Below are 17,987 nucleotides of genomic sequence, written 5' to 3'. Positions count from 1 at the left end.
GCATCAAGGCTTCGCTCTTCCTTGTGAGTATTTTAACGGCATGATTGACCGAGAACAACTCCGCAGACTGGGCCTGTTCGACGCGAATGTACCGCGTTACACAAGCTATCCGACCGCCCCGCATTTCTCCGATTCCGTCGGGTCCTCGACCATGCGGGACTGGATTTCCAACATCGAACCGGGCAGCGCAATCTCGCTCTACCTGCATGTGCCCTTCTGCCGCAGGCTATGCTGGTTCTGCGCCTGCCGCACGCAGGGCACCAAATCCCTTTCACCCGTCGCCGCCTATGTCGAGACGCTCAAGGCGGAATTGGCCCTGCTGAAAGCCACCCTGCCACAGGGCATCACGCTGTCGCGCCTGCATTGGGGCGGCGGCACGCCGACTCTTCTGTCTGCCGACCTTATCACCGATCTGGCCGAATCAGTGCGCGACGCGGTCCCCTTCGGCAGCGACACCGAGTTCTCGGTCGAGATCGACCCGAACGAGATCGACGCCCCCCGGATCGAGGCGCTCTCCGCCGCCGGGATGAACCGCGCTTCCGTGGGCGTGCAGGACTTCGACGACACCATTCAGCAGGCCATCGGCCGCATCCAGACCTTCGACATCACCCGCGACACCATAGACGCGCTGCGCGCCGCTGGCGTGCGCAGTCTGAACGCGGATATCCTTTACGGCCTGCCGCACCAGACCAAGGAGCGCATGGTGGAAAGCGTGCAGAAACTCCTGTCGCTCAACCCCGACCGCGTGGCGCTTTATGGCTATGCCCATGTGCCGTGGATGGCCAAGCGTCAGCAGCTTATCCCGTCCGATGCGCTGCCCACGCCCGAGGAACGGCTGGAGCTCTTTGATGCCGCCCGCCGCCTGTTCGTCTGGGACGGCTACCGGGAAATAGGGATCGACCATTTCGCGACACCCGAGGACGGCTTGAGCATCGCCAAGAAACTTGGCCGCCTGCGCCGCAACTTCCAAGGCTACACCGACGACACGTCCGAGGTGCTCATCGGGCTGGGGGCCTCGTCGATTTCGCGCTTCCCGCAAGGCTATGCCCAGAACGCCCCCGCGACCGGAGCCCATACCGGGGCAATCCGCGAGGGCCGCTTCTCGACCAGCCGGGAGCATGTCTTCAGGGGACAGGATCTTCTGCGGGCCCGCCTTATCGAGGCCGTCATGTGCGACTTCCGCATCGACGCCGGGGAAATCTGCGAAACTTTCAGCATGTCGCGCAAGGCTGTACGTGAAATGCTTGAACCTGCCACACGCGCCTTTGACGGGCTTCTGGACCTAAGCAACGAGGGCCTCTTTATCCCGCACGAGGCACGCCCGCTAACCCGGATGATCGCCCGCAGCCTCGACGCCTACGACCTCAGCCACGCCGGACACAGTTCGGCGATCTGAGCCGGGATCAGGTCAGGCGCTTCTCCAGTACCAGCGCGTCGACCGTCCCGCCATCGGGCCGCTTGTAATACTTCGCGCGCCGCGCAAGCTCGGTGAAGCCGAACGAGCGGTAAAGCCCCAGTGCCGCCGCGTTGTCTGCCGCGACTTCCAGGAACAGGCGCTCGGAGCCGCGCGCACGGGCCTCGGCCTCGAACGCTTGCAACGCCGCCCGCCCGTGTCCTTGCCGCCGCGCGTCGGGATCGGCGGCAAGCGTCAGAAGCTCCGCATCGCCCGCAACCGCCTGTCCGACAGCAAACCCCTTGGTGTCACCGACCACGAAGATATGCGAATGCTCCAGAAGGTCACGGAACTCGCCTGCGTCCCAAGCCCGCCCCTGCCCGTCGAATGCCCGCGCATGCAGCGCGGCCAAGTCGTCAGGCGTCATCAAGGATCACCGGGGGAGCATCGCGCGAGGGCGCCGCGTCGGCGGGCTTGAGGTACAGCGGCGCCGGGGGGGGCGTGTCTTCGCGCCAGCGGGTCGCGGCAATCCGCGCGATGGCAGAGGCCGGCGCAAAGGTCGCCGGAACCGCGGGCGCGCCGATCTGTGCCGCCACCGCCTTGGCCGCCGTGCCGACACATACAAGCCCCGGCTCCATCAGGCCTGTGTCGATCTCGTCGATCGCCATCAGGTCCGGCCCAAGCGGTGTGTCCATGTCAAAACCTTGCACATAAGCCTGTCCACGGGGTGCGTCCCGCGTCGCCAGCACCGGGCTGTCCTGCCCATATGCTGCGGCCTCGAGGATGCTGACGCCAATAGCGGGGATTTCCAGCGACAAAGCCAGCCCCCGCGCCGCGGCGACCGAAATCCGGATGCCGGTGAAATTTCCCGGCCCGATGCCGACCCCAATGGCGTCAAGGTCGCTCCAGCCGGCGCCGCCCTTGGCCAGAGCGTCTTCCAGCGCCGGAAACAACGCCTCGGCCTGTCCTTTTGGCATATCGACATGGTGATCGCTCAGAACGTCCTGCCCCGAAAGCAACAACACCCCCAGCCACGGGCCGGAGGTGTCGAATCCCAATACGAGCGGCGCGTTGGTCACGAGGTCAAACGCCGACGGGGCGGACCTCGGTCACTTCGGGGATGTAGTGCCGCAGCAAGTTCTCGATCCCCATCTTCAGGGTAATGGTCGAGGACGGACAGCCGGCGCACGCACCTTGCATGTGAAGGTAAACCACGCCGCGCTCGAAACCATGGAACGTGATGTCGCCGCCATCCTGTGCCACGGCAGGGCGGACGCGGGTATCCAGCAATTGCTTGATCTGGTCGATGACCTCGGAATCCTCGCCTTCACTGGCGGCGTGGCCCGACTCCGGACCGTCGCCGGTCATGACCGGCTGACCGGACTGGAAATGCTCCATGATCGCGCCCAGAATTGCGGGTTTCACATGGTCCCACTCCACCGCGTCCTGCTTGGTCACGGTCACGAAATCATTGCCCAGAAACACGCCGGTCACACCCTCGACGCCAAAGACGCGCGCAGCAAGCGGCGACTTGTCGGCCGTCTCGGAAGACGGGAAGTCTGCGGTCCCGGCGTCCAATACGGTCTGGCCGGGCAGGAACTTCAGCGTTGCGGGATTCGGTGTCGATTCCGTCTGGATGAACATTGTGCGCGCCCTTTTTGTCAGTTGTGCAAGATATGCGCAGCGAGACTGGCCCTGTCAAGGTTTGGAACGATTCTAAAACTGGGTTCAGGTGATCGCTTCCAGTCGCTCCTTGCTCAGGTCGCCGGGCACGATGGTGATCGGGATGGGCAAGCCACCGGAATTCTTCGACAATTGCGACACGAGCGGCCCGGGCCCCTTTTTGTCGGCGCTGGCGCCCAGCACCAACACGCCGATCTCGGTGTCCTCCTGAACTTGCGCCATGATCTCCGCCACCGGCTCGCCTTCGCGGATCACCAGCTCGGGGTCGATGCCCTGCTTGTCGCGCATCCACTTCGCGAAGACCTCGAAATGCGCGTGAATGCGCTCGCGGGCTTCCTCGCGCATGATGTCGCCCACGCCGATCCAGTGGTTGAATTCGTCGGGCGGAATGACCGCGAGAATCTCAACCCCGGCTTGCGTGTTCTTGGCGCGCATTGCGGCGAACCGCATGGCGTTGAGGCATTCCCGGCTGTCGTCCAGCACCACGAGAAACTTGCGCATGATGTTCCCTTCGTCTTCCGGCGTTCATATTGACGCGTTCCGGGGCGTCCGGCAACAGCCGCTTTCTTGCACGGCTCACACCACGGCAGTATCAGTCAAACGTCCCCGCCACGCGCCCGACCAGCATGAAGGCGCGCGCCGTGCGCGTGTCCGACATCTCGGACATCTCGGCATCCGTCGCCACCTCGGCGAACTGGCTGATCGTGCGGTCGAACAGCCGCAGGAAATGGTGGGCGGCATCGCGAAAGATCATGTCCTGCTTCATGCGAGCGGCCGTCAGCGCCAGCGACGAGCGGTCCCGCACACCGCCCAGCGCGGCTACGGCGCGTCCACGTTCCCCGGCAGCGAACCGGCGCCAAACTTCGGGACGGGCCATGTCTGGGCGCAGGTCGTCCATGTAGATGCCGTCCTGAGACAACAGTGTCAGCACGTCCTGGCTGGCCTGAATCAGTTGCGCGCTATGGCGGACCTTCAGCGCCCGGCGCAGTGCGGCAAAGCCTGCTTTGTCCTCGGCGTTCTCCGGGAAATTCAGCGCCCTTATGAAGTCTTCGGTCGCCAACGGCGGCGCCATCTCTTCGGGCGGGGTGCCCAACGGCAACGCAACCTGGTCCGTGCCCACCTCCTCGTTCTTTGACACTGGCGCGGGCCGCACCTCCACCGGGCTGCGCGACGTCGAGAACGTCGCCAGCGCCGTCTCGGTCTTGCGTTGCGCCGCCGCGATCTCCTCCAGCTTTTTGGCGACCGAGGGCTGTGCGACCTCGTGCGCGGCCTGGCTTTGCGCCACATAGGCCTGCCGGATCGCGTCGATGGCGGTTTGCAGGCGCCGGCTCTCCTCGCGCATCACCTTGCTCGAACGTGCCGCCGTAGCCGCGACCCAGATCATCGCCACCGGCATGAAGATGGCCAGCAGGACCACCACGAATTGCAGCGCCCCGCCGGATTCCGAGAACATGCCCATCGGCTCCAGCACCAGAAAGAACACCGCCGTGCCGACAAGCCACAGAATCGTAAGCGCCAGCGCGATTATCTCGACACCCGTGACCCCGTCCTTTCGGGGCCGGTCATAGACACCAAGCGGTGTCTGCGGTGACTGGTTCGGATCGGTCATGGGCAAACCTGATTGAAAAGGACCGGGTCAGATATATTCGACCTTCAGCACCTCGTAGGCCTTGTCGCCGCCGGGCGTGCGCACTTCTACGCTATCGCCCTCCTCCTTGCCAATCAAAGCCCGCGCAATCGGCGATTTTACGTTCAGCAGGCCCTTCTCGATACTGGCCTCATATTCGCCTACGATCTGATAGGACTTCTCCTCGTCCGTATCCTCGTCCACCAGCGTCACCGTCGCGCCGAACTTGATCGGGCCGGACAGCTTCTTGGGGTCGATCACGTCGGCGAGGCTGATCGCGCCTTCCAGCTCCTTGATGCGTCCCTCGATGAACGACTGTTTTTCCTTGGCGGAATGATACTCGGCATTCTCCGACAGGTCGCCATGCTCGCGCGCCTCGGAAATCGCCTTGATGATGGCCGGGCGCTCGACGGATTTCAGCTGTTTCAGTTCCGCGTTCAGCGCGTCGAAACCGTCCTGCGTCATCGGGATCTTTTCCATGACCTGTCCTTCTTTCTTGTCCCTAGTATCACCAAGGGGCCGCCGTTACGCGACCCCGTTCGTTTTCCAAACCATGCGCGACAGATTGACCCGACCTGCCCCGCCAATGCAAGTAGGTCCAGACCGCCAACCGCACAATCGCGCCGAAACTTGCGCCTTTTTGACGCTTTTGACCGTCTGTTACGTCGTGTTCGAATTGACCTTGCGCAACCCCGCGCGATAACCAGTTGCGAAGTTTCTTACGCGGGCCGGCATGCGACCGGACGACCAGGAGAGGACCAAGATGACCCAAGTCGAACGCGAAGCCATGGAATACGACGTCGTGATCGTCGGCGCAGGGCCCGCAGGCCTGAGCGCCGCGATCCGCCTGAAACAGCTCGACCCCGAGCGCGAGGTCGTGGTGCTGGAAAAAGGCTCCGAAGTGGGCGCGCATATCCTGTCGGGCGCGGTGCTCGATCCCTGCGGTCTCGACGCCCTCATACCCAACTGGAAGGAAAAGGGCGCGCCGCTCAACGTCCCGGTGAAAGAGGACAACTTCTTCATGCTGGGCGAGGCGGGCAAGGTCCGCATACCCAACTTTCCGATGCCGCCGCTGATGAACAACCACGGCAACTATATCGTCAGCATGGGCAATGTCTGCCGCTGGATGGCCGAACAGGCCGAGGCCTTGGGTGTCGAAATCTTCCCCGGCATGGCCTGCTCGGAAATCGTCTATGGTGAAAACGGCGAGGTGAAGGGCGTCGTGGCCGGCGAATTCGGCAAGAACGCCGACGGCACCCCCGGCCCCGGCTACGAGCCCGGCATGGAACTGCACGGCAAATACGTGTTCCTGGGCGAAGGCGTGCGCGGTTCGCTGTCCAAGGAGGTCATCGCGAAATACGACCTTTCCAAGGGCAAGGAGCCGCAGAAATACGGCCTCGGGATGAAGGAAATCTGGGAAATCGACCCGGAAAAGCACCGCGAAGGCACCGTCACCCACACGATGGGCTGGCCCCTGGGCAAAAACGCGGGCGGTGGCTCGTTCATCTACCACCTCGACAACAACCAGGTTTACGTCGGCTTCGTGGTGCACCTGAATTACCGTAACCCGCACCTCTACCCCTACATGGAATTCCAGCGGTTCAAGCATCACCCGGTGGTGGCCGACCTGCTCAAGGGCGGCAAGCGCGTCGCCTACGGCGCCCGCGCCATTTCCGAGGGCGGATACCAGTCGATGCCCAAGATGGTCGCGCCCGGCGTCGCCCTTCTGGGCTGCTCGGTCGGCATGGTCAACGTGCCCCGCATCAAGGGCAACCACAACGCCATGCTGTCGGGTAAGGCCGCGGCAGAAGCCGCGCACGAAGCCATCGAAACCGGTCGGGCCAGCGACGAGCTGTCCAACTATGAGAGCGAAGTGCGTAACGGCGCCATCGGCACGGATCTGAAAAAGGTCCGCAACGTCAAGCCGTTGTGGTCCAAGTACGGCCTCACCGCCTCGCTCACGCTAGGGGGCCTCGACATGTGGACCAACACGCTCGGCTTTTCCTTTTTCGGCACGCTGGGCCACGGCAAGACCGACGCCGAGGCGACCGAAGAAGCCAGCAAGCACGCCGAAATCGACTACCCCAAGCCCGACGGCAAGCTGAGCTTTGACCGCCTGACCAATGTCAGCTTTTCGATGACCAACCATGAGGAAAGCCAGCCCGCGCACCTCAAGCTGAAGGACCCGAATGTTCCGGTCGAGGTGAACCTGCCCAAGTATGCCGGCCCCTCGGCCCGCTACTGCCCGGCAGGGGTCTACGAGTTCGTGGAAAAGGACGGCGAGCAGCAGTTCGTCATCAACTTCCAGAACTGCGTCCACTGCAAGACCTGCGATATCAAGGACCCCGCCCAGAACATCAACTGGACCACGCCACAGGGAGGCGACGGGCCGAACTATCCCAATATGTGAGCGACAGGCGAAATCACGCGGACACCGAGGGCGGCAAATTGGCCGCCCTCATTGCGTTAACGGGCCGCTCATACTACTTTCTCGCAAATCATCGACCATACAGGCAGGGAGCCCAGACCCGTGAAAATCCTGACCGCAGGCGCAATCGCCGCGATTCTGCAGGGCATCGCGTTGCCCGCACTGGCTGATATCAATGTCGGTGCCTACCTTGCCGCACGGCAAGCACGCTACCTCAACGATTTCGACGCCGCCGCGCAGTATTACACTCAGGCGCTGACCCGCGACGCCAGCAACCCCGTCATCCTCGAAAGCACCGCGATTGCTTTCATGGCACTTGGCGAGATCGACCGCGCCGTGCCCGTCGCCCGCCAGATCGAGCAACAGGAGCTGCAAAGCCAGGTCGCCTTCATGGCCCTCATCGCCGAAGATGTGGCAGCCGGCAACCATGACGCCGTGATCGAACGGATCGAGGCCGGCAAGGGCGTGGGCCAACTGGCCGATGGCCTCGTAATGGCCTGGACCGAACTCGCCCGCGGCGATGTCGACGCGGCCCTCGCGCGCTTCGACGAGGTCTCCGAGGAACGCGGCCTTAAGAATTTCGCCCTCTATCACAAGGCGCTGGCTCTCGCCTCCGTTGGCGATTTCGAGGCAGCCGAGGCTATCTTTTCCGGTGGCGACGATGACGCACCCCTGCAACGCACCCGCCGTGGCACCCGCGCCTGGGCCGCCGTGCTCAGCCAGCTGGAACGCAACGACGAGGCCATCGCGCTTCTGGATGACGCCTTCGGCGCCAATGCGGATCCCCAGATCCTCGCCCTCCGGGCCGAGCTTGAAACCGGCCTGCCCGTGGCCTTCGACATGATCTCCGGCCCCAAGGACGGCGTGGCAGAGGTGTTCTTTTCCATCGGTCAAGCCTTGTTGGGCGACATGGGCGATGACTATACCCTGCTTTACGCTCGAGTGGCGCAGTACCTTAACCCCGACCACGTCGATGCTATCCTGATGTCGGCGGAACTGCTGGAATCGCTCGAACGCTACGAGTTGGCCACCGAAACCTACAAGAGCGTCCCGCGCGATCATCCGTCTTTCACCGCCGCCGAGATGGGCCGCGCCGAGGCCCTGCGCCGGGCGGACAAGATGGACGCCGCCATCGAGGTGTTGGAACAGCTGCGCGACTCGCACCCCGAACTGCCCATGGTGCATGTCGCCGCCGCAGACCTTTATCGCCAGAGCGAACAATACGGCAAGGCAGTCACCGCCTATGACAACGCCATCGACCTTCTGGGCGAGGCACAGCCCGGCCATTGGTTCGTATACTATGCCCGCGCTATCAGCCATGAACGGCAGGATGAATGGCCCGAGGCCGAGGCCGATTTCCGCAAGGCGCTGGAACTGAACCCCGAACATCCGCAGGTGCTGAACTACCTCGGCTATTCGCTGGTCGAGAAACAACAGAAGCTGGACGAGGCGCTCGACATGATCGAACGCGCAGTCGAGGCGCAGCCCGAATCTGGCTACATCGTCGACAGCCTCGGCTGGGTCCTTTACCGGCTGGGCCGCTACGAGGAATCCATTGGTCACATGGAACGCGCCGCCGAGCTGATGCCGGTGGACCCGGTGGTCAACGACCACCTCGGCGACGTGCTTTGGGCCGTGGGCCGCGAGGTCGAGGCTCGGTTCCAATGGAGGCGTGCGCTGTCCTTCGTCGACAAGGAAAACCCCTCGCCCGATGTGGATCCCGACCGGATGCGCCGCAAGCTCGAGGTCGGCCTCGACGTTGTCCTGCAGGAAGAAGGCTCGCCCCCGCTGGAGGTCGCGGATGACGGCGGCTGAGGGCTTCGCCCCGGCCAAGGTAAACCTGACGCTGCACATCACCGGGCAGCGCGACGATGGCATGCACCTTCTCGACTCGCTGGTGATGTTCGCCGATGTGGGCGATCACCTGACGGTCTCGCTCTCCGACACGCCGCACCTTTCGCTCAGCGGCCCGATGTCCAAGGGCGTGCCGGACGGGCCAGACAACCTCGTTCTGAAAGCCGCCGACCTGATGGGGGTCAGTGCCGATATCACGCTAAACAAGCTTCTGCCCCATGCCGCGGGCCTTGGTGGCGGCTCGTCGGACGCAGCCGCCACCCTGCGCGTGCTGTCGCGCCTGACCGACACGCCCATGCCCGCCGATGTCACGCCGCTGGGTGCCGACGTGCCCGTCTGCCTCGGCAACAGCGCTGCGCGGATGCAGGGGATCGGCGAAGAGATCACGACGGCGCACGACCTGCCCTGCCTGAACGCGGTCCTGATCAACCCCGGCGTGCCCATGCGCACGCCCGACGTCTTTGCCGCCGTCGGTCAGAAGAACAACACGCCCATGCCCCCGGACCTTCCGGCCAATCTCAGCGCGATCGAATTCATCGACTGGCTGCGGGGCATGCGCAATGATCTGGAATATGCGGCCATCGGGCAGACGCCTGTCATCTCGCAGGTGCTGGGTGCGCTCAGCGTGACGGCGGGCTGCCGCATGGCCCGCATGACAGGCTCGGGCAGCAGCTGCTTCGGCCTCTACACCGGCGAGGAAACCGCCCGCGCCGCCGAGGGCCGCCTGAAAGAGGAAAATCCGGGCTGGTGGATCACCGCCACCCGCCTCAACGCGCATCCCTGAGAATGCGTCCTAGCGGATGCGCGCCACCACGTAATCCGACAGCGCCAGCAGCATCTCCCGCACCGGATGTTCGGGCAGTTGCGCCATCGCCGCATTCGCCTTTGCCGTCCATTCCAGCGCGTCGGCCCGCGTGGCCTCCAACGTGCCGTGCTTGTTGAGCAACCTAAGCGCCTCGTCCAGGTCGCCGTCGCGCTGGTCGCCCTTCTCGATGGTCCGCGCCCAGAACGCCCGCTCGCTCTCGTCGGCCAGCGCCACCGCCTTGATCACCGGCAGGGTCAGCTTGCGCTCCCGGAAATCGTCGCCCACGTTCTTGCCCGTGGCCTTGGCATCACCCTGGTAGTCCAGCAGGTCATCGACGATTTGGAACGCAATGCCCAGCGCGTCACCATAATCGAAAAGCGCCTGCCCCTGGTCGTCCGCTACCCCTGCGATCACGCCGCCCACCTCGGTCGCCGCCGAAAACAGCGCCGCGGTCTTGCCGCGAACGATCTGCAGGTAGATATCCTCATCCGTCTTCAGGCTGCGCGACGCGGTCAGCTGCAGCACCTCGCCTTCGGCAATCGTTGCCGCCGCGTTCGACAGGATGTCCAGCACCGTCAGCGACCCGGTCTCCACCATCAGCTGGAACGCGCGTGCGAACAGGTAATCCCCGGTCAGCACGCTGGACTTGTTGTCGAACAGCAGGTTCGCCGTGGGCCGTCCGCGCCGCTGGGCGCTTTCGTCCACCACGTCGTCGTGCAACAGCGTCGCGGTATGGATGAACTCCACCGTTGCTGCCAGCTTCACGTCGTCCTCGCCGACATAACCGCACAGATCCGCCGCCGCCAGCGTCAGCATCGGGCGCAGGCGTTTGCCCCCCGCCTCGACCAAATGCGCTGTCACCTCGGGGATGCGCGGCGCGTGACGCGACGCCATGCGCGCACGGATCAGGCTGTTCACCGCGTCAAGTTTGTCCTCGAAATGCGAGGCCATTGCTTCGTGCGGTTTGGTAGCGGCGTGGTCCAGTCCCATCAAACTCCCGTCACTCAGGCTCGACAATGCGCGTCCGGTGTCCTTAAGTCATCCCCATGAAGCATCTTCTCAGCACCACCGACCCGACCGTGATGGCTTTCGCCAAGGCTTTGCTTCAGGGCGAGGATATAGACTGCTTTGAATTGGACGTAAACATGAGCATCCTCGAAGGCGGCATCGGGATTTTCCCCCGCCGCTTGATGGTCAGCGAGGAAGATTACTTTCCCGCGCGCCAGACCCTTGAGGACAACGGTATAGAGGTCGAGGCTCGCTCGTGACGCTTGAGACCACCTGCGACGATTTTCTCGGTGGCGGGCTGAAAATCCTGCAGCCCCGGGCCGGCTATCGCGCCGGCATCGATCCCGTGCTGCTGGCCGCCAGCATCCCTGCCAAGCCGGGCGAGACCTTGCTCGATCTCGGCTGCGGCGTCGGCGTCGCGGGGCTTTGTCTGGCCCGGCGCGTGCCCGGCGTTCACCTGGTGGGCCTGGAGCGCCAGCCTGCCTATGCCGAACTCGCCCGGCAAAACGGTGCAGCGAACGCCCTGCCGTTCGAGGTGGTCGAAGGCGACCTGTCCGCCATGCCCGACACTCTGAAAGAGCGCCAGTTTCACCACGTTCTAGCCAACCCGCCCTATTTCGACCGCGCTGCCAGCACGGCGGCCACCGATCCGGGCCGCGAAGGGGCCATGGGCGAGGATACTCCCCTCGCCGACTGGGTCGCCGCCGCCGCCAAACGCACCCGGCCCAAGGGCACCACAACTTTCATCCAGCGCGCCGACCGGCTGCCAGAGCTTCTGTCCCACGCCGCGCGCCACCTCGGCAGCCTCCAGCTTCTGCCACTGATTCCCCGACCCGGCCGCCTTGCGCGGCTGGTCCTTCTGCGCGGCCGACGCGGCGGACGCGCCGCATTTCGGCTGCATGACGGCTGGTGCCTTCATAATGGGCAAAGGCACGTTAACGATTGCGAAAACTACACATCGGCAACGGCTTGCATACTGCGCGACGGCAAGGAAATGCCTTTCCCGGACTAATTTAAGCAAGTTGCAGCTAATTCCCGCCGTCGGATTTTGCGTTCGCAGCGTGACAGACCATATCTTTTATGCTGCACTATCCCGTGCACACCAAAAGAGGAGACGCATTCATGGCTTTGAGTTCACATGTCGAGGAACTGAAAAAGAAACACCAAGCTCTCTCGGAACAGGTCGAAGCGGCACAGCGTGCCCCGGGAATGCCCGACCTAGAAATCTCAAGCATGAAAAAGCAGAAACTCCGACTGAAAGAAGAGATTGAACGACTGACCCATTAGCATGTCACGCAATGACTGATCGGGATGCGCCCTCGCGGCGCATCTCGTCATCAATCGGGCACCAGCGGTACCATTTCCAGCTTCGCCGTCGTCTCGAACCCCTTGGCGGTTTCGGCCAACATCCATTCTCGGAATACCTTGATCTGAGGTTTGTCCTCGGCGCCCCTGCGACAGACAAAGCGAAACTGGGCGCCCGCGCTTACCGCTTTACCGTAGGGCGCAACCAGCCTGCCTTCCATCAGGTCCTTGATCACCAGGGCCCGGCGCCCCAGCACCACGCCGACGCCCGCAAGGGCCGCATCCACCGCGTGGTCACCTTGCGAAAACCTCGGACCGTGCGGCGCGACCGGCGTCATGCCCATCGCACGGAACCATGCCGCCCAATCGGTCGCAGGATCCAGAAAATCGATCGACTGGTCGACGATCAGCACCGCGTCGCGCAGGCTTTCGATCGTCGGATACCGTTCGGCCAGCGCGGGTGTCATCATCGGCGTTACCCACTCCTCGGCCAGCGGCAGCGAATACAACCCTTTGTCCGCCCCGTGACCGAACCGGATCGCCACGTCCACCTCGTCGCGGGCAAAATCCATCAGCCGCAACGACGCCGTGAACCGCAGCTCGATCTCGGGATGCGCTTGGGCAAACTCGTATAACCGTGGCGCCAGCCATTTCGCGGTAAAGGCCGGCCCGGCGGTGACTGTCAGCGTGCTGTTGTCCAGCCCCCGCCGGGTCGCCATCCAGGCCGCCGACAGCGCCGAGAACCCGTCTCGGCACCCCGGCGCCAGTGCCGCGCCCGCCTCGGTCAGTTCCACTGCCCGGTTCAGCCGCCGGAACAGCGCCGCGCCCAGATGCTCCTCCAGCGACTTGATCTGGAACGACAGCGCGGCCGGCGTCACGTTCAATTCCGCCGCCGCCTTCTGAAAGGACATGTGCCGCGCCGCGCATTCGAACGCGCGCAAGGCAGTCAACGGGGGTAGACGATCGCTCATTTCACTAAAGTATTACTTAACTGAAGCCGTGAAAAGTCTCGTTTGCGGTCTTTTCTGCAAAGACGCATATTCAATCCAGTCAAGTTTCCCTGAAAGGATCAGCCATGATCGAAACAGCCACCGATGCCAAGACCCGCGATGCCTATCGCGCCGCGCACTACGAACGAAGCCGTGCTTTTGGCGAGCTACTCAACTGGCTGGGCCGCAAGACACCTTCCAGATGATCGTTGCAGGTCTCTGGAAACAGAAAGGGCCGGTTCCCCTGACCGGCCCTTTCGCTTTTCGTGGATGCATAACCCTCAGACGAAGAATTGCGCCCCGTTGGCCGAGATGGTCGAACCGTTGATGAACCCGGCATCGTCCGACGCCAGGAATGCCACGCAGCGAGCGATCTCTTCCGGCTCACCCAGTCGACCCGCCGGGATCTGACCAATGATCGATTCGCGCACGTTTTCGGGCACCGCCATCACCATTTCCGTCGCGATATAGCCCGGACAGACCGCGTTCGCGGTGATCCCGGCGCGCGCGCCTTCCTGCGCCAGCGACTTGATGATGCCAAGATCACCCGCCTTGGTCGCGGCATAGTTCACCTGCGCGAACTGCCCCTTCTGACCGTTGATCGAGCTGATGACGATCACACGGCCGAACTTGCGCTCGCGCATGCCGGGCCAGACCGGGTGCACGGTGTTGAACACGCCCGTCAGGTTGGTGTCGATCACGTCCTTCCACTGGTCCGGCGTCATCTTGTGGAACGGCGCATCGCGCGTGATGCCCGCATTGGCCACCACCACGTCGATCGGCCCCAACTCGGCCTCGACGGTTTCGATCCCGGCCTTCGAGGCGTCGTAATCGGCCACATTCCACTTGTAGGTCTTGATGCCGGTCTCTTCGGTGAACTTCGCCGCGGCTTCGTCGTTGCCCGCATAGGTGGCAGCAACCACGTAGCCCTCTTCCTTCAGTTTTTTCGAAATGGCCTCGCCGATACCGCGGCTACCGCCGGTCACAAGGGCAACTCTCGCCATGGGAATCCTCCAGTCTTTCTGTCCAGTGTTGGTTCTCTTGGAAACTTTGCTACTCATCATGCGCGCAAAGCGCAACATTGTTGCGCGATTCTTTTTGCCGCGCGGCACTCATCCGCCGTTCAGGTACGCTTCCGCGTCTTGCTCCCCCAGAGCCCACGTATCGCGCAGCTTTTGCGGGTCGGTAAAGTCGATCTTGTCCGCGGGCGTTTCCTCGGACGGCCAGACATAAACGCGGCCCGGCACATCCGGCAGTTTCTTGTAGGGCCGGGTCAATAGCACCAGCGTCTCGCCTTCGTCGGGGTCGGGCAGCGGGGCCTGGTCTGCCATGCCGCCATCAACCACGCGCCGGTCGCCCCAAAGTGGCGGCTCGAACACCGGCGGGATCACCGCAGCGGCATTGATCAGTTCCACCAGCCGCCCGTCGCGAGCCGCCTGGTTGGCATCGACCAGTTGCGAGGTCAGGCCCATTTTCTCGGCCCAGTCGAAATGCGGGCTGCCCACGATATGTAGTTCCGCCTCATAGGCCGCGGCCAGCGCAGTGCCCGTCATTGTCGGATGGTCGGTCGAGGGCGGATGCGCAATCTGGATCTGGAAGGCCGGACCATTCGCGACCCGCTCCTTGGCCGCCTCGTCAAGAACTGTCTCGACCACATCGCAATAAATGCGCTGGTGTGGCGTGATGCCTTCCTCGTCTGCGGCAAACAGATCGAGGTTGTGGTCGCGCTTCTCGAACGCGTCGCACATCACCTCCAGCAGCCGATCTTCGATCCCGGCAATCCACGCCGCGCCGGCCATCGCGCCGCCGCTCACCCCAGTCACCCGCTCGGGCGTAAACTTGCGCACCTGCTCCAGCCGCGTCAGGAAACCGCCCTGCCAGAAACACCGCAACCCACCGCCGGAAAACACGATCTGCGGGGGATTGTCGGGCAGCTTCATGCAAATGGCCTTTCGGGAAATCACATGGAAAAACAGGCCCCGCAGGGCCTGTTTTCTATTTCGGTATCAGGTACTTACGGACGCTCGATGCACATCGCGACACCCATGCCACCACCGATGCACAGCGTGGCGAGGCCCTTCTTGGCGTCGCGGCGCTTCATCTCGAACAGCAGGGTGTTCAGAACGCGGCAGCCCGAGGCCCCGATGGGGTGGCCGATGGCGATGGCGCCGCCGTTCACGTTCACGATCGACGGGTCCCACCCCATGTCCTTGTTCACGGCACAGGCCTGCGCGGCGAACGCCTCGTTGGCTTCCACCAGCTCCAGGTCGTCGACGCTCCAACCCGCCTTTTCCAACGCCTTGCGGCTGGCATGGATCGGGCCCACGCCCATGATCGACGGGTCCAGTCCGGCCGTTGCGTAGGAGGCGATCCGCGCCAGCGGCTCGATCCCGCGCTTCTCGGCATTCTCGGCACTCATCAGCAACACGGCCGCCGCACCGTCATTGAGGCCCGACGCGTTGGCCGCGGTGACCGACCCATCCTGCGTGAAGGCCGGGCGCAGCTTCTGCATGCCCTCTATCGTGGCGCCGTGGCGGATGTATTCGTCCTTGTCGACGACCGTCTCGCCCTTCCGGGTCTTGACGGTGAACGGGATCACCTCGTCATCGAACTTGCCCGCCTTCTGTGCCGCCTCTGCTTTGTTCTGGCTGGCGACGGCGAACTCGTCCTGCTGGTCGCGCGTGATCTGCCACTTGTCGGCGACGTTCTCGGCGGTCTGGCCCATGTGATAGCCGTTGAACGCGTCCCACAGCCCGTCGCGGATCATCGTGTCAATGTATTTCATGTCGCCCATCTTGTGCCCGGCCCGCAGATGCGCGGCGTGGGGGCTGAGGGTCATGTTTTCCTGTCCGCCGGCGGCCACGACATCGGCATCGCCCAACTGGATGTGCTGCGCGCCCAGCGCCACGGCCCGCAGGCCCGAACCGCACACCTGGTTGATGCCCCAGGCCGCGCTTTCGATCGGCAGGCCGGCGTTCACATGCGCCTGGCGTGCGGGGTTCTGGCCCTGCGCCGCGGTCAGGACCTGGCCAAGGATCGTTTCCGAAACCTCGGCCTTGTCGATGCCCGCGCGCTCGACGATGGCTTCCAGAACGGCTGCGCCAAGGTCATGGGCCGGAGTGTTGGCGAACGCCCCGGAGAAAGAGCCGACAGCGGTGCGTGCTGCCGAAGCGATAACTACATTGGTCATAGTGTCCTCCACCAATTCTTTCTGGCCGAGGAAAAAAGGGCAGCATGCCTGATGCGGCCCCCGGATTCCCCGCATTACGCAGGGTGTACCGCAGTCGCCGCAACGCGGCAACTGTAGCCGTTGTCACAGGTCAGGCCGTCGCCGCCGCCTGAGCCGTTGCCAGCCATGGCGGCTGTACCGTGGGCGCACCGAAGTAATAGCCCTGAAGGCAATGCACCCCGATATTCTGCAGGAATACGGCGTCGTTGGGCCGCTCCACGCTTTCGGCCACGGTGACCATGTCGAACTGTTCGGCGATGGCGATCAAGGCCCGCGTCAGAACCTGGTTGTCCGGGTTGTCCGCGATTCCGCGTATAAAATGCCCGTCGATCTTGAGTATGTCGAAATAGAAATCCTTGAGGTACCGGAACGAGGTGAACCCGGCCCCGAAATCGTCCAGCGCGAAACTGATGCCCTTCTTCTGCAGATCCGCCATGAAATTCACCACCAGCTCGGGCACCAGCATCGCCGAGCTTTCGGTGATCTCGAGGATCAGTCGCTCACCCAGCGTCGGGTCTTGCCCCAACCCGCGTTTCAGCGTCCGCATCCAGCGCGGGTAGCCGATGGACCGCGCCGACATGTTGATCGACAGGCGGATATCAGGATACTCGCGCAAGGTGCGGATTCCCTTTTCAAGCGACAGGCAGTCGACGATGCGGCCCGTCTCGGTCGCTTCGATCGCGTCGATGAATTCGCGCGCCGGGATGATCCGGCCCGTTTCGTCCAGCACCCGTGCCAATCCTTCGTAAAACGCCGGCCTGTCCTGCCGCCCGGACGGCACCACGGCCTGATAGGCCAGCATCATTTGGCCGTGTCGCACCGCCTCCTCGACCATCTGGATCACCGACTGGTCCCGCGCCGACACGGCGTAGGACAAGGGGTTGTGATGCCCCGTTGGCACGGTCGCCCACTTCAATCTCTTTTCACCCATGAATCTCTCCGTACTCCACCGCTGCCCAATAAGCGCCACGCAGCCTAAGGAATTGTTAAACCGGGCATTTGAGTCATACTGTCCGCAACAGGCGAAACCGGGGGGCTTGAAGGATGGAAAGATGCGGCTGGGTCGGCACCGATCCGATTTACGAGGCCTACCACGACACCGAGTGGGGCGTACCCGAATGGGACAGCCGCGCGCTGTGGGAAAAACTCATTCTCGACGGCTTCCAGGCCGGTCTCAGCTGGATCACCATCCTGAAGAAGCGCGACAACTTTCGCGCGGCTTTTCAAGGCTTTGATCCGAACCTCATCGCGACCTGGGGCGAGGATGACGTGCAGCGCCTTTTGGACGATGCCGGCATCATCCGCCACCGCGGCAAAATCGAGGCCACGATCACCAACGCCCGCGCCTGGCAGGCAATCGAGGCCGAACAGGGTTTTGATTCCTACCTGTGGTCCTACATGGGCGGGGCCCCGCTTCAGAACCGCTGGGCCAGCCTGGCCGAGGTGCCCACCGAAACCGAAATATCCCGCGCAATTTCGAAAGATTTGAAGAAACGCGGCTTCAAATTCTGCGGCCCCACCATCGTCTATGCCTTCATGCAGGCCGTGGGCATGGTCAACGACCACGTCCTCACCTGCCATCGCCACGTCCCTGTTGCAAAAATGGCCACGTCGCCGCGCTGAACTTTGACCGCGCGAAAGCTTGCCCCCGCCGCCCCTGTGGCCT

20 protein-coding genes are annotated in these 17,987 nt (G+C 63.5%); 8 read left to right on the top strand and 12 right to left on the bottom strand.

What is annotated here, in order from left to right; all coding sequences use genetic code 11:
• Positions 1-40: 40 nt before the first annotated feature.
• Positions 41-1,396, top strand: coding sequence for an oxygen-independent coproporphyrinogen III oxidase (gene hemN, locus C2I35_RS19320; protein ID WP_103764673.1), 1,356 nt, complete (start codon positions 41-43; stop codon positions 1,394-1,396).
• Positions 1,397-1,403: 7 nt separating this feature from the next.
• Here the strand turns inward: hemN and C2I35_RS19315 are convergent, their stop codons facing one another.
• The 6 genes from C2I35_RS19315 to greA form a co-directional block, all read right to left on the bottom strand.
• Positions 1,404-1,820, bottom strand: coding sequence for a GNAT family N-acetyltransferase (locus C2I35_RS19315; protein ID WP_103764672.1), 417 nt, complete (start codon positions 1,818-1,820; stop codon positions 1,404-1,406).
• Positions 1,810-2,472, bottom strand: a complete 663-nt coding sequence (gene tsaB, locus C2I35_RS19310) for a tRNA (adenosine(37)-N6)-threonylcarbamoyltransferase complex dimerization subunit type 1 TsaB (protein WP_103764671.1) — start codon at positions 2,470-2,472, stop codon at positions 1,810-1,812. The genes C2I35_RS19315 and tsaB overlap by 11 nt, the downstream gene beginning before the upstream one ends.
• Positions 2,473-2,476: 4 nt before the next feature.
• Positions 2,477-3,037: a NifU family protein gene (locus C2I35_RS19305; protein WP_103764670.1), complete on the bottom strand. Its 561-nt coding sequence runs from the start codon at positions 3,035-3,037 to the stop codon at positions 2,477-2,479.
• 84 nt (positions 3,038-3,121) lie between these two features.
• The gene (locus C2I35_RS19300) at positions 3,122-3,577 is read right to left on the bottom strand and encodes a universal stress protein (protein ID WP_103764669.1); all 456 of its coding nucleotides are present in this window, start codon (positions 3,575-3,577) and stop codon (positions 3,122-3,124) included.
• Between the two features lie 91 nt (positions 3,578-3,668).
• A complete protein-coding gene (locus tag C2I35_RS19295) occupies positions 3,669-4,685 on the bottom strand; it encodes a hypothetical protein (protein WP_103764668.1) in 1,017 nt (338 codons plus the stop codon).
• A 27-nt stretch (positions 4,686-4,712) separates the two neighbouring features.
• Positions 4,713-5,183 carry a transcription elongation factor GreA gene (greA, locus tag C2I35_RS19290; RefSeq protein ID WP_103764667.1) on the bottom strand — a complete coding sequence of 157 codons (471 nt, stop codon included), beginning with the start codon at positions 5,181-5,183 and terminating at the stop codon, positions 4,713-4,715.
• A 283-nt stretch (positions 5,184-5,466) separates the two neighbouring features.
• Between greA and C2I35_RS19285 the strand changes: the two genes are divergently transcribed.
• From C2I35_RS19285 to C2I35_RS19275, 3 genes are all read left to right on the top strand, one after another.
• The gene (locus C2I35_RS19285; protein WP_103764797.1) at positions 5,467-7,113 is read left to right on the top strand and encodes an electron transfer flavoprotein-ubiquinone oxidoreductase; all 1,647 of its coding nucleotides are present in this window, start codon (positions 5,467-5,469) and stop codon (positions 7,111-7,113) included.
• 120 nt (positions 7,114-7,233) lie between these two features.
• Positions 7,234-8,946 carry a tetratricopeptide repeat protein gene (locus C2I35_RS19280; protein ID WP_245890558.1) on the top strand — a complete coding sequence of 571 codons (1,713 nt, stop codon included), beginning with the start codon at positions 7,234-7,236 and terminating at the stop codon, positions 8,944-8,946.
• The gene (locus tag C2I35_RS19275) at positions 8,933-9,769 is read left to right on the top strand and encodes a 4-(cytidine 5'-diphospho)-2-C-methyl-D-erythritol kinase (protein ID WP_103764666.1); all 837 of its coding nucleotides are present in this window, start codon (positions 8,933-8,935) and stop codon (positions 9,767-9,769) included. The genes C2I35_RS19280 and C2I35_RS19275 overlap by 14 nt, the downstream gene beginning before the upstream one ends.
• Before the next feature lie 9 nt (positions 9,770-9,778).
• Here C2I35_RS19275 and C2I35_RS19270 read toward each other — a convergent pair whose 3' ends face one another.
• Positions 9,779-10,780 (bottom strand): polyprenyl synthetase family protein, encoded by a 1,002-nt coding sequence (locus C2I35_RS19270; RefSeq protein ID WP_103764665.1) that lies wholly within the window; start codon positions 10,778-10,780, stop codon positions 9,779-9,781.
• A gap of 56 nt (positions 10,781-10,836) precedes the next feature.
• Here C2I35_RS19270 and C2I35_RS19265 point away from each other — a divergent pair, with 56 nt between their 5' ends.
• The 3 genes from C2I35_RS19265 (at position 10,837) to C2I35_RS19255 (ending at position 12,085) form a co-directional block, all read left to right on the top strand.
• A complete protein-coding gene (locus C2I35_RS19265) occupies positions 10,837-11,058 on the top strand; it encodes a putative signal transducing protein (RefSeq protein ID WP_103764664.1) in 222 nt (73 codons plus the stop codon).
• The gene (locus tag C2I35_RS19260; protein WP_245890557.1) at positions 11,055-11,810 is read left to right on the top strand and encodes a tRNA1(Val) (adenine(37)-N6)-methyltransferase; all 756 of its coding nucleotides are present in this window, start codon (positions 11,055-11,057) and stop codon (positions 11,808-11,810) included. Before C2I35_RS19265 ends, C2I35_RS19260 begins: the two co-directional genes overlap by 4 nt.
• A 110-nt stretch (positions 11,811-11,920) precedes the next feature.
• Positions 11,921-12,085, top strand: coding sequence for a YdcH family protein (locus tag C2I35_RS19255; RefSeq protein WP_103764794.1), 165 nt, complete (start codon positions 11,921-11,923; stop codon positions 12,083-12,085).
• A 50-nt stretch (positions 12,086-12,135) separates the two neighbouring features.
• On the opposite strand, the gene C2I35_RS19250 is transcribed toward C2I35_RS19255, so the two are convergent.
• The 5 genes from C2I35_RS19250 to C2I35_RS19230 all read right to left on the bottom strand — a co-directional run bounded on the left by C2I35_RS19250 (position 12,136) and on the right by C2I35_RS19230 (position 17,252).
• Complete coding sequence (locus C2I35_RS19250) at positions 12,136-13,074, bottom strand: transcriptional regulator GcvA (protein ID WP_103764663.1); 939 nt, start codon at positions 13,072-13,074, stop codon at positions 12,136-12,138.
• Positions 13,075-13,373: 299 nt separating this feature from the next.
• Entirely contained in the window at positions 13,374-14,096 is a 723-nt protein-coding gene (gene phbB, locus C2I35_RS19245; RefSeq protein ID WP_103764662.1) for an acetoacetyl-CoA reductase, read from the bottom strand.
• Positions 14,097-14,204: 108 nt separating this feature from the next.
• The gene (locus tag C2I35_RS19240; RefSeq protein ID WP_103764661.1) at positions 14,205-15,032 is read right to left on the bottom strand and encodes a patatin-like phospholipase family protein; all 828 of its coding nucleotides are present in this window, start codon (positions 15,030-15,032) and stop codon (positions 14,205-14,207) included.
• Positions 15,033-15,106: 74 nt separating this feature from the next.
• Entirely contained in the window at positions 15,107-16,282 is a 1,176-nt protein-coding gene (locus C2I35_RS19235) for an acetyl-CoA C-acetyltransferase (RefSeq protein ID WP_103764660.1), read from the bottom strand.
• A 130-nt stretch (positions 16,283-16,412) separates the two neighbouring features.
• On the bottom strand, positions 16,413-17,252 hold the full coding sequence (locus C2I35_RS19230) for an EAL domain-containing protein (RefSeq protein WP_103764659.1): 840 nt from the start codon (positions 17,250-17,252) through the stop codon (positions 16,413-16,415).
• Positions 17,253-17,365: 113 nt separating this feature from the next.
• On the opposite strand from C2I35_RS19230, the gene C2I35_RS19225 reads away from it, so the two are divergent.
• Positions 17,366-17,944, top strand: coding sequence for a DNA-3-methyladenine glycosylase I (locus tag C2I35_RS19225; RefSeq protein ID WP_103764658.1), 579 nt, complete (start codon positions 17,366-17,368; stop codon positions 17,942-17,944).
• Positions 17,945-17,987: the final 43 nt, after the last annotated feature.

Source organism: Roseovarius confluentis, from assembly GCF_002917925.1.
Classification (GTDB): Bacteria; Pseudomonadota; Alphaproteobacteria; order Rhodobacterales; family Rhodobacteraceae; genus Roseovarius; species Roseovarius confluentis.
Note: the sequence above shows the minus strand (reverse complement) of the source record. Positions and strands in the feature narration are given on the sequence as shown.

Bases quoted from the DNA above. Each gene is read 5' to 3' on its own strand.
- hemN (WP_103764673.1), top strand. From the start codon at position 41: ATGATTGACCGAGAACAACTCCGCAGACTGGGCCTGTTCGACGCGAAT.
- C2I35_RS19315 (WP_103764672.1), bottom strand. From the start codon at position 1,820: ATGACGCCTGACGACTTGGCCGCGCTGCATGCGCGGGCATTCGACGGG.
- C2I35_RS19305 (WP_103764670.1), bottom strand. From the start codon at position 3,037: ATGTTCATCCAGACGGAATCGACACCGAATCCCGCAACGCTGAAGTTC.
- C2I35_RS19300 (WP_103764669.1), bottom strand. From the start codon at position 3,577: ATGCGCAAGTTTCTCGTGGTGCTGGACGACAGCCGGGAATGCCTCAAC.
- C2I35_RS19295 (WP_103764668.1), bottom strand. From the start codon at position 4,685: ATGACCGATCCGAACCAGTCACCGCAGACACCGCTTGGTGTCTATGAC.
- greA (WP_103764667.1), bottom strand. From the start codon at position 5,183: ATGGAAAAGATCCCGATGACGCAGGACGGTTTCGACGCGCTGAACGCG.
- C2I35_RS19285 (WP_103764797.1), top strand. From the start codon at position 5,467: ATGACCCAAGTCGAACGCGAAGCCATGGAATACGACGTCGTGATCGTC.
- C2I35_RS19275 (WP_103764666.1), top strand. From the start codon at position 8,933: ATGACGGCGGCTGAGGGCTTCGCCCCGGCCAAGGTAAACCTGACGCTG.
- C2I35_RS19270 (WP_103764665.1), bottom strand. From the start codon at position 10,780: ATGGGACTGGACCACGCCGCTACCAAACCGCACGAAGCAATGGCCTCG.
- C2I35_RS19265 (WP_103764664.1), top strand. From the start codon at position 10,837: ATGAAGCATCTTCTCAGCACCACCGACCCGACCGTGATGGCTTTCGCC.
- C2I35_RS19255 (WP_103764794.1), top strand. From the start codon at position 11,921: ATGGCTTTGAGTTCACATGTCGAGGAACTGAAAAAGAAACACCAAGCT.
- C2I35_RS19250 (WP_103764663.1), bottom strand. From the start codon at position 13,074: ATGAGCGATCGTCTACCCCCGTTGACTGCCTTGCGCGCGTTCGAATGC.
- phbB (WP_103764662.1), bottom strand. From the start codon at position 14,096: ATGGCGAGAGTTGCCCTTGTGACCGGCGGTAGCCGCGGTATCGGCGAG.
- C2I35_RS19240 (WP_103764661.1), bottom strand. From the start codon at position 15,032: ATGAAGCTGCCCGACAATCCCCCGCAGATCGTGTTTTCCGGCGGTGGG.
- C2I35_RS19235 (WP_103764660.1), bottom strand. From the start codon at position 16,282: ATGACCAATGTAGTTATCGCTTCGGCAGCACGCACCGCTGTCGGCTCT.
- C2I35_RS19230 (WP_103764659.1), bottom strand. From the start codon at position 17,252: ATGGGTGAAAAGAGATTGAAGTGGGCGACCGTGCCAACGGGGCATCAC.
- C2I35_RS19225 (WP_103764658.1), top strand. From the start codon at position 17,366: ATGGAAAGATGCGGCTGGGTCGGCACCGATCCGATTTACGAGGCCTAC.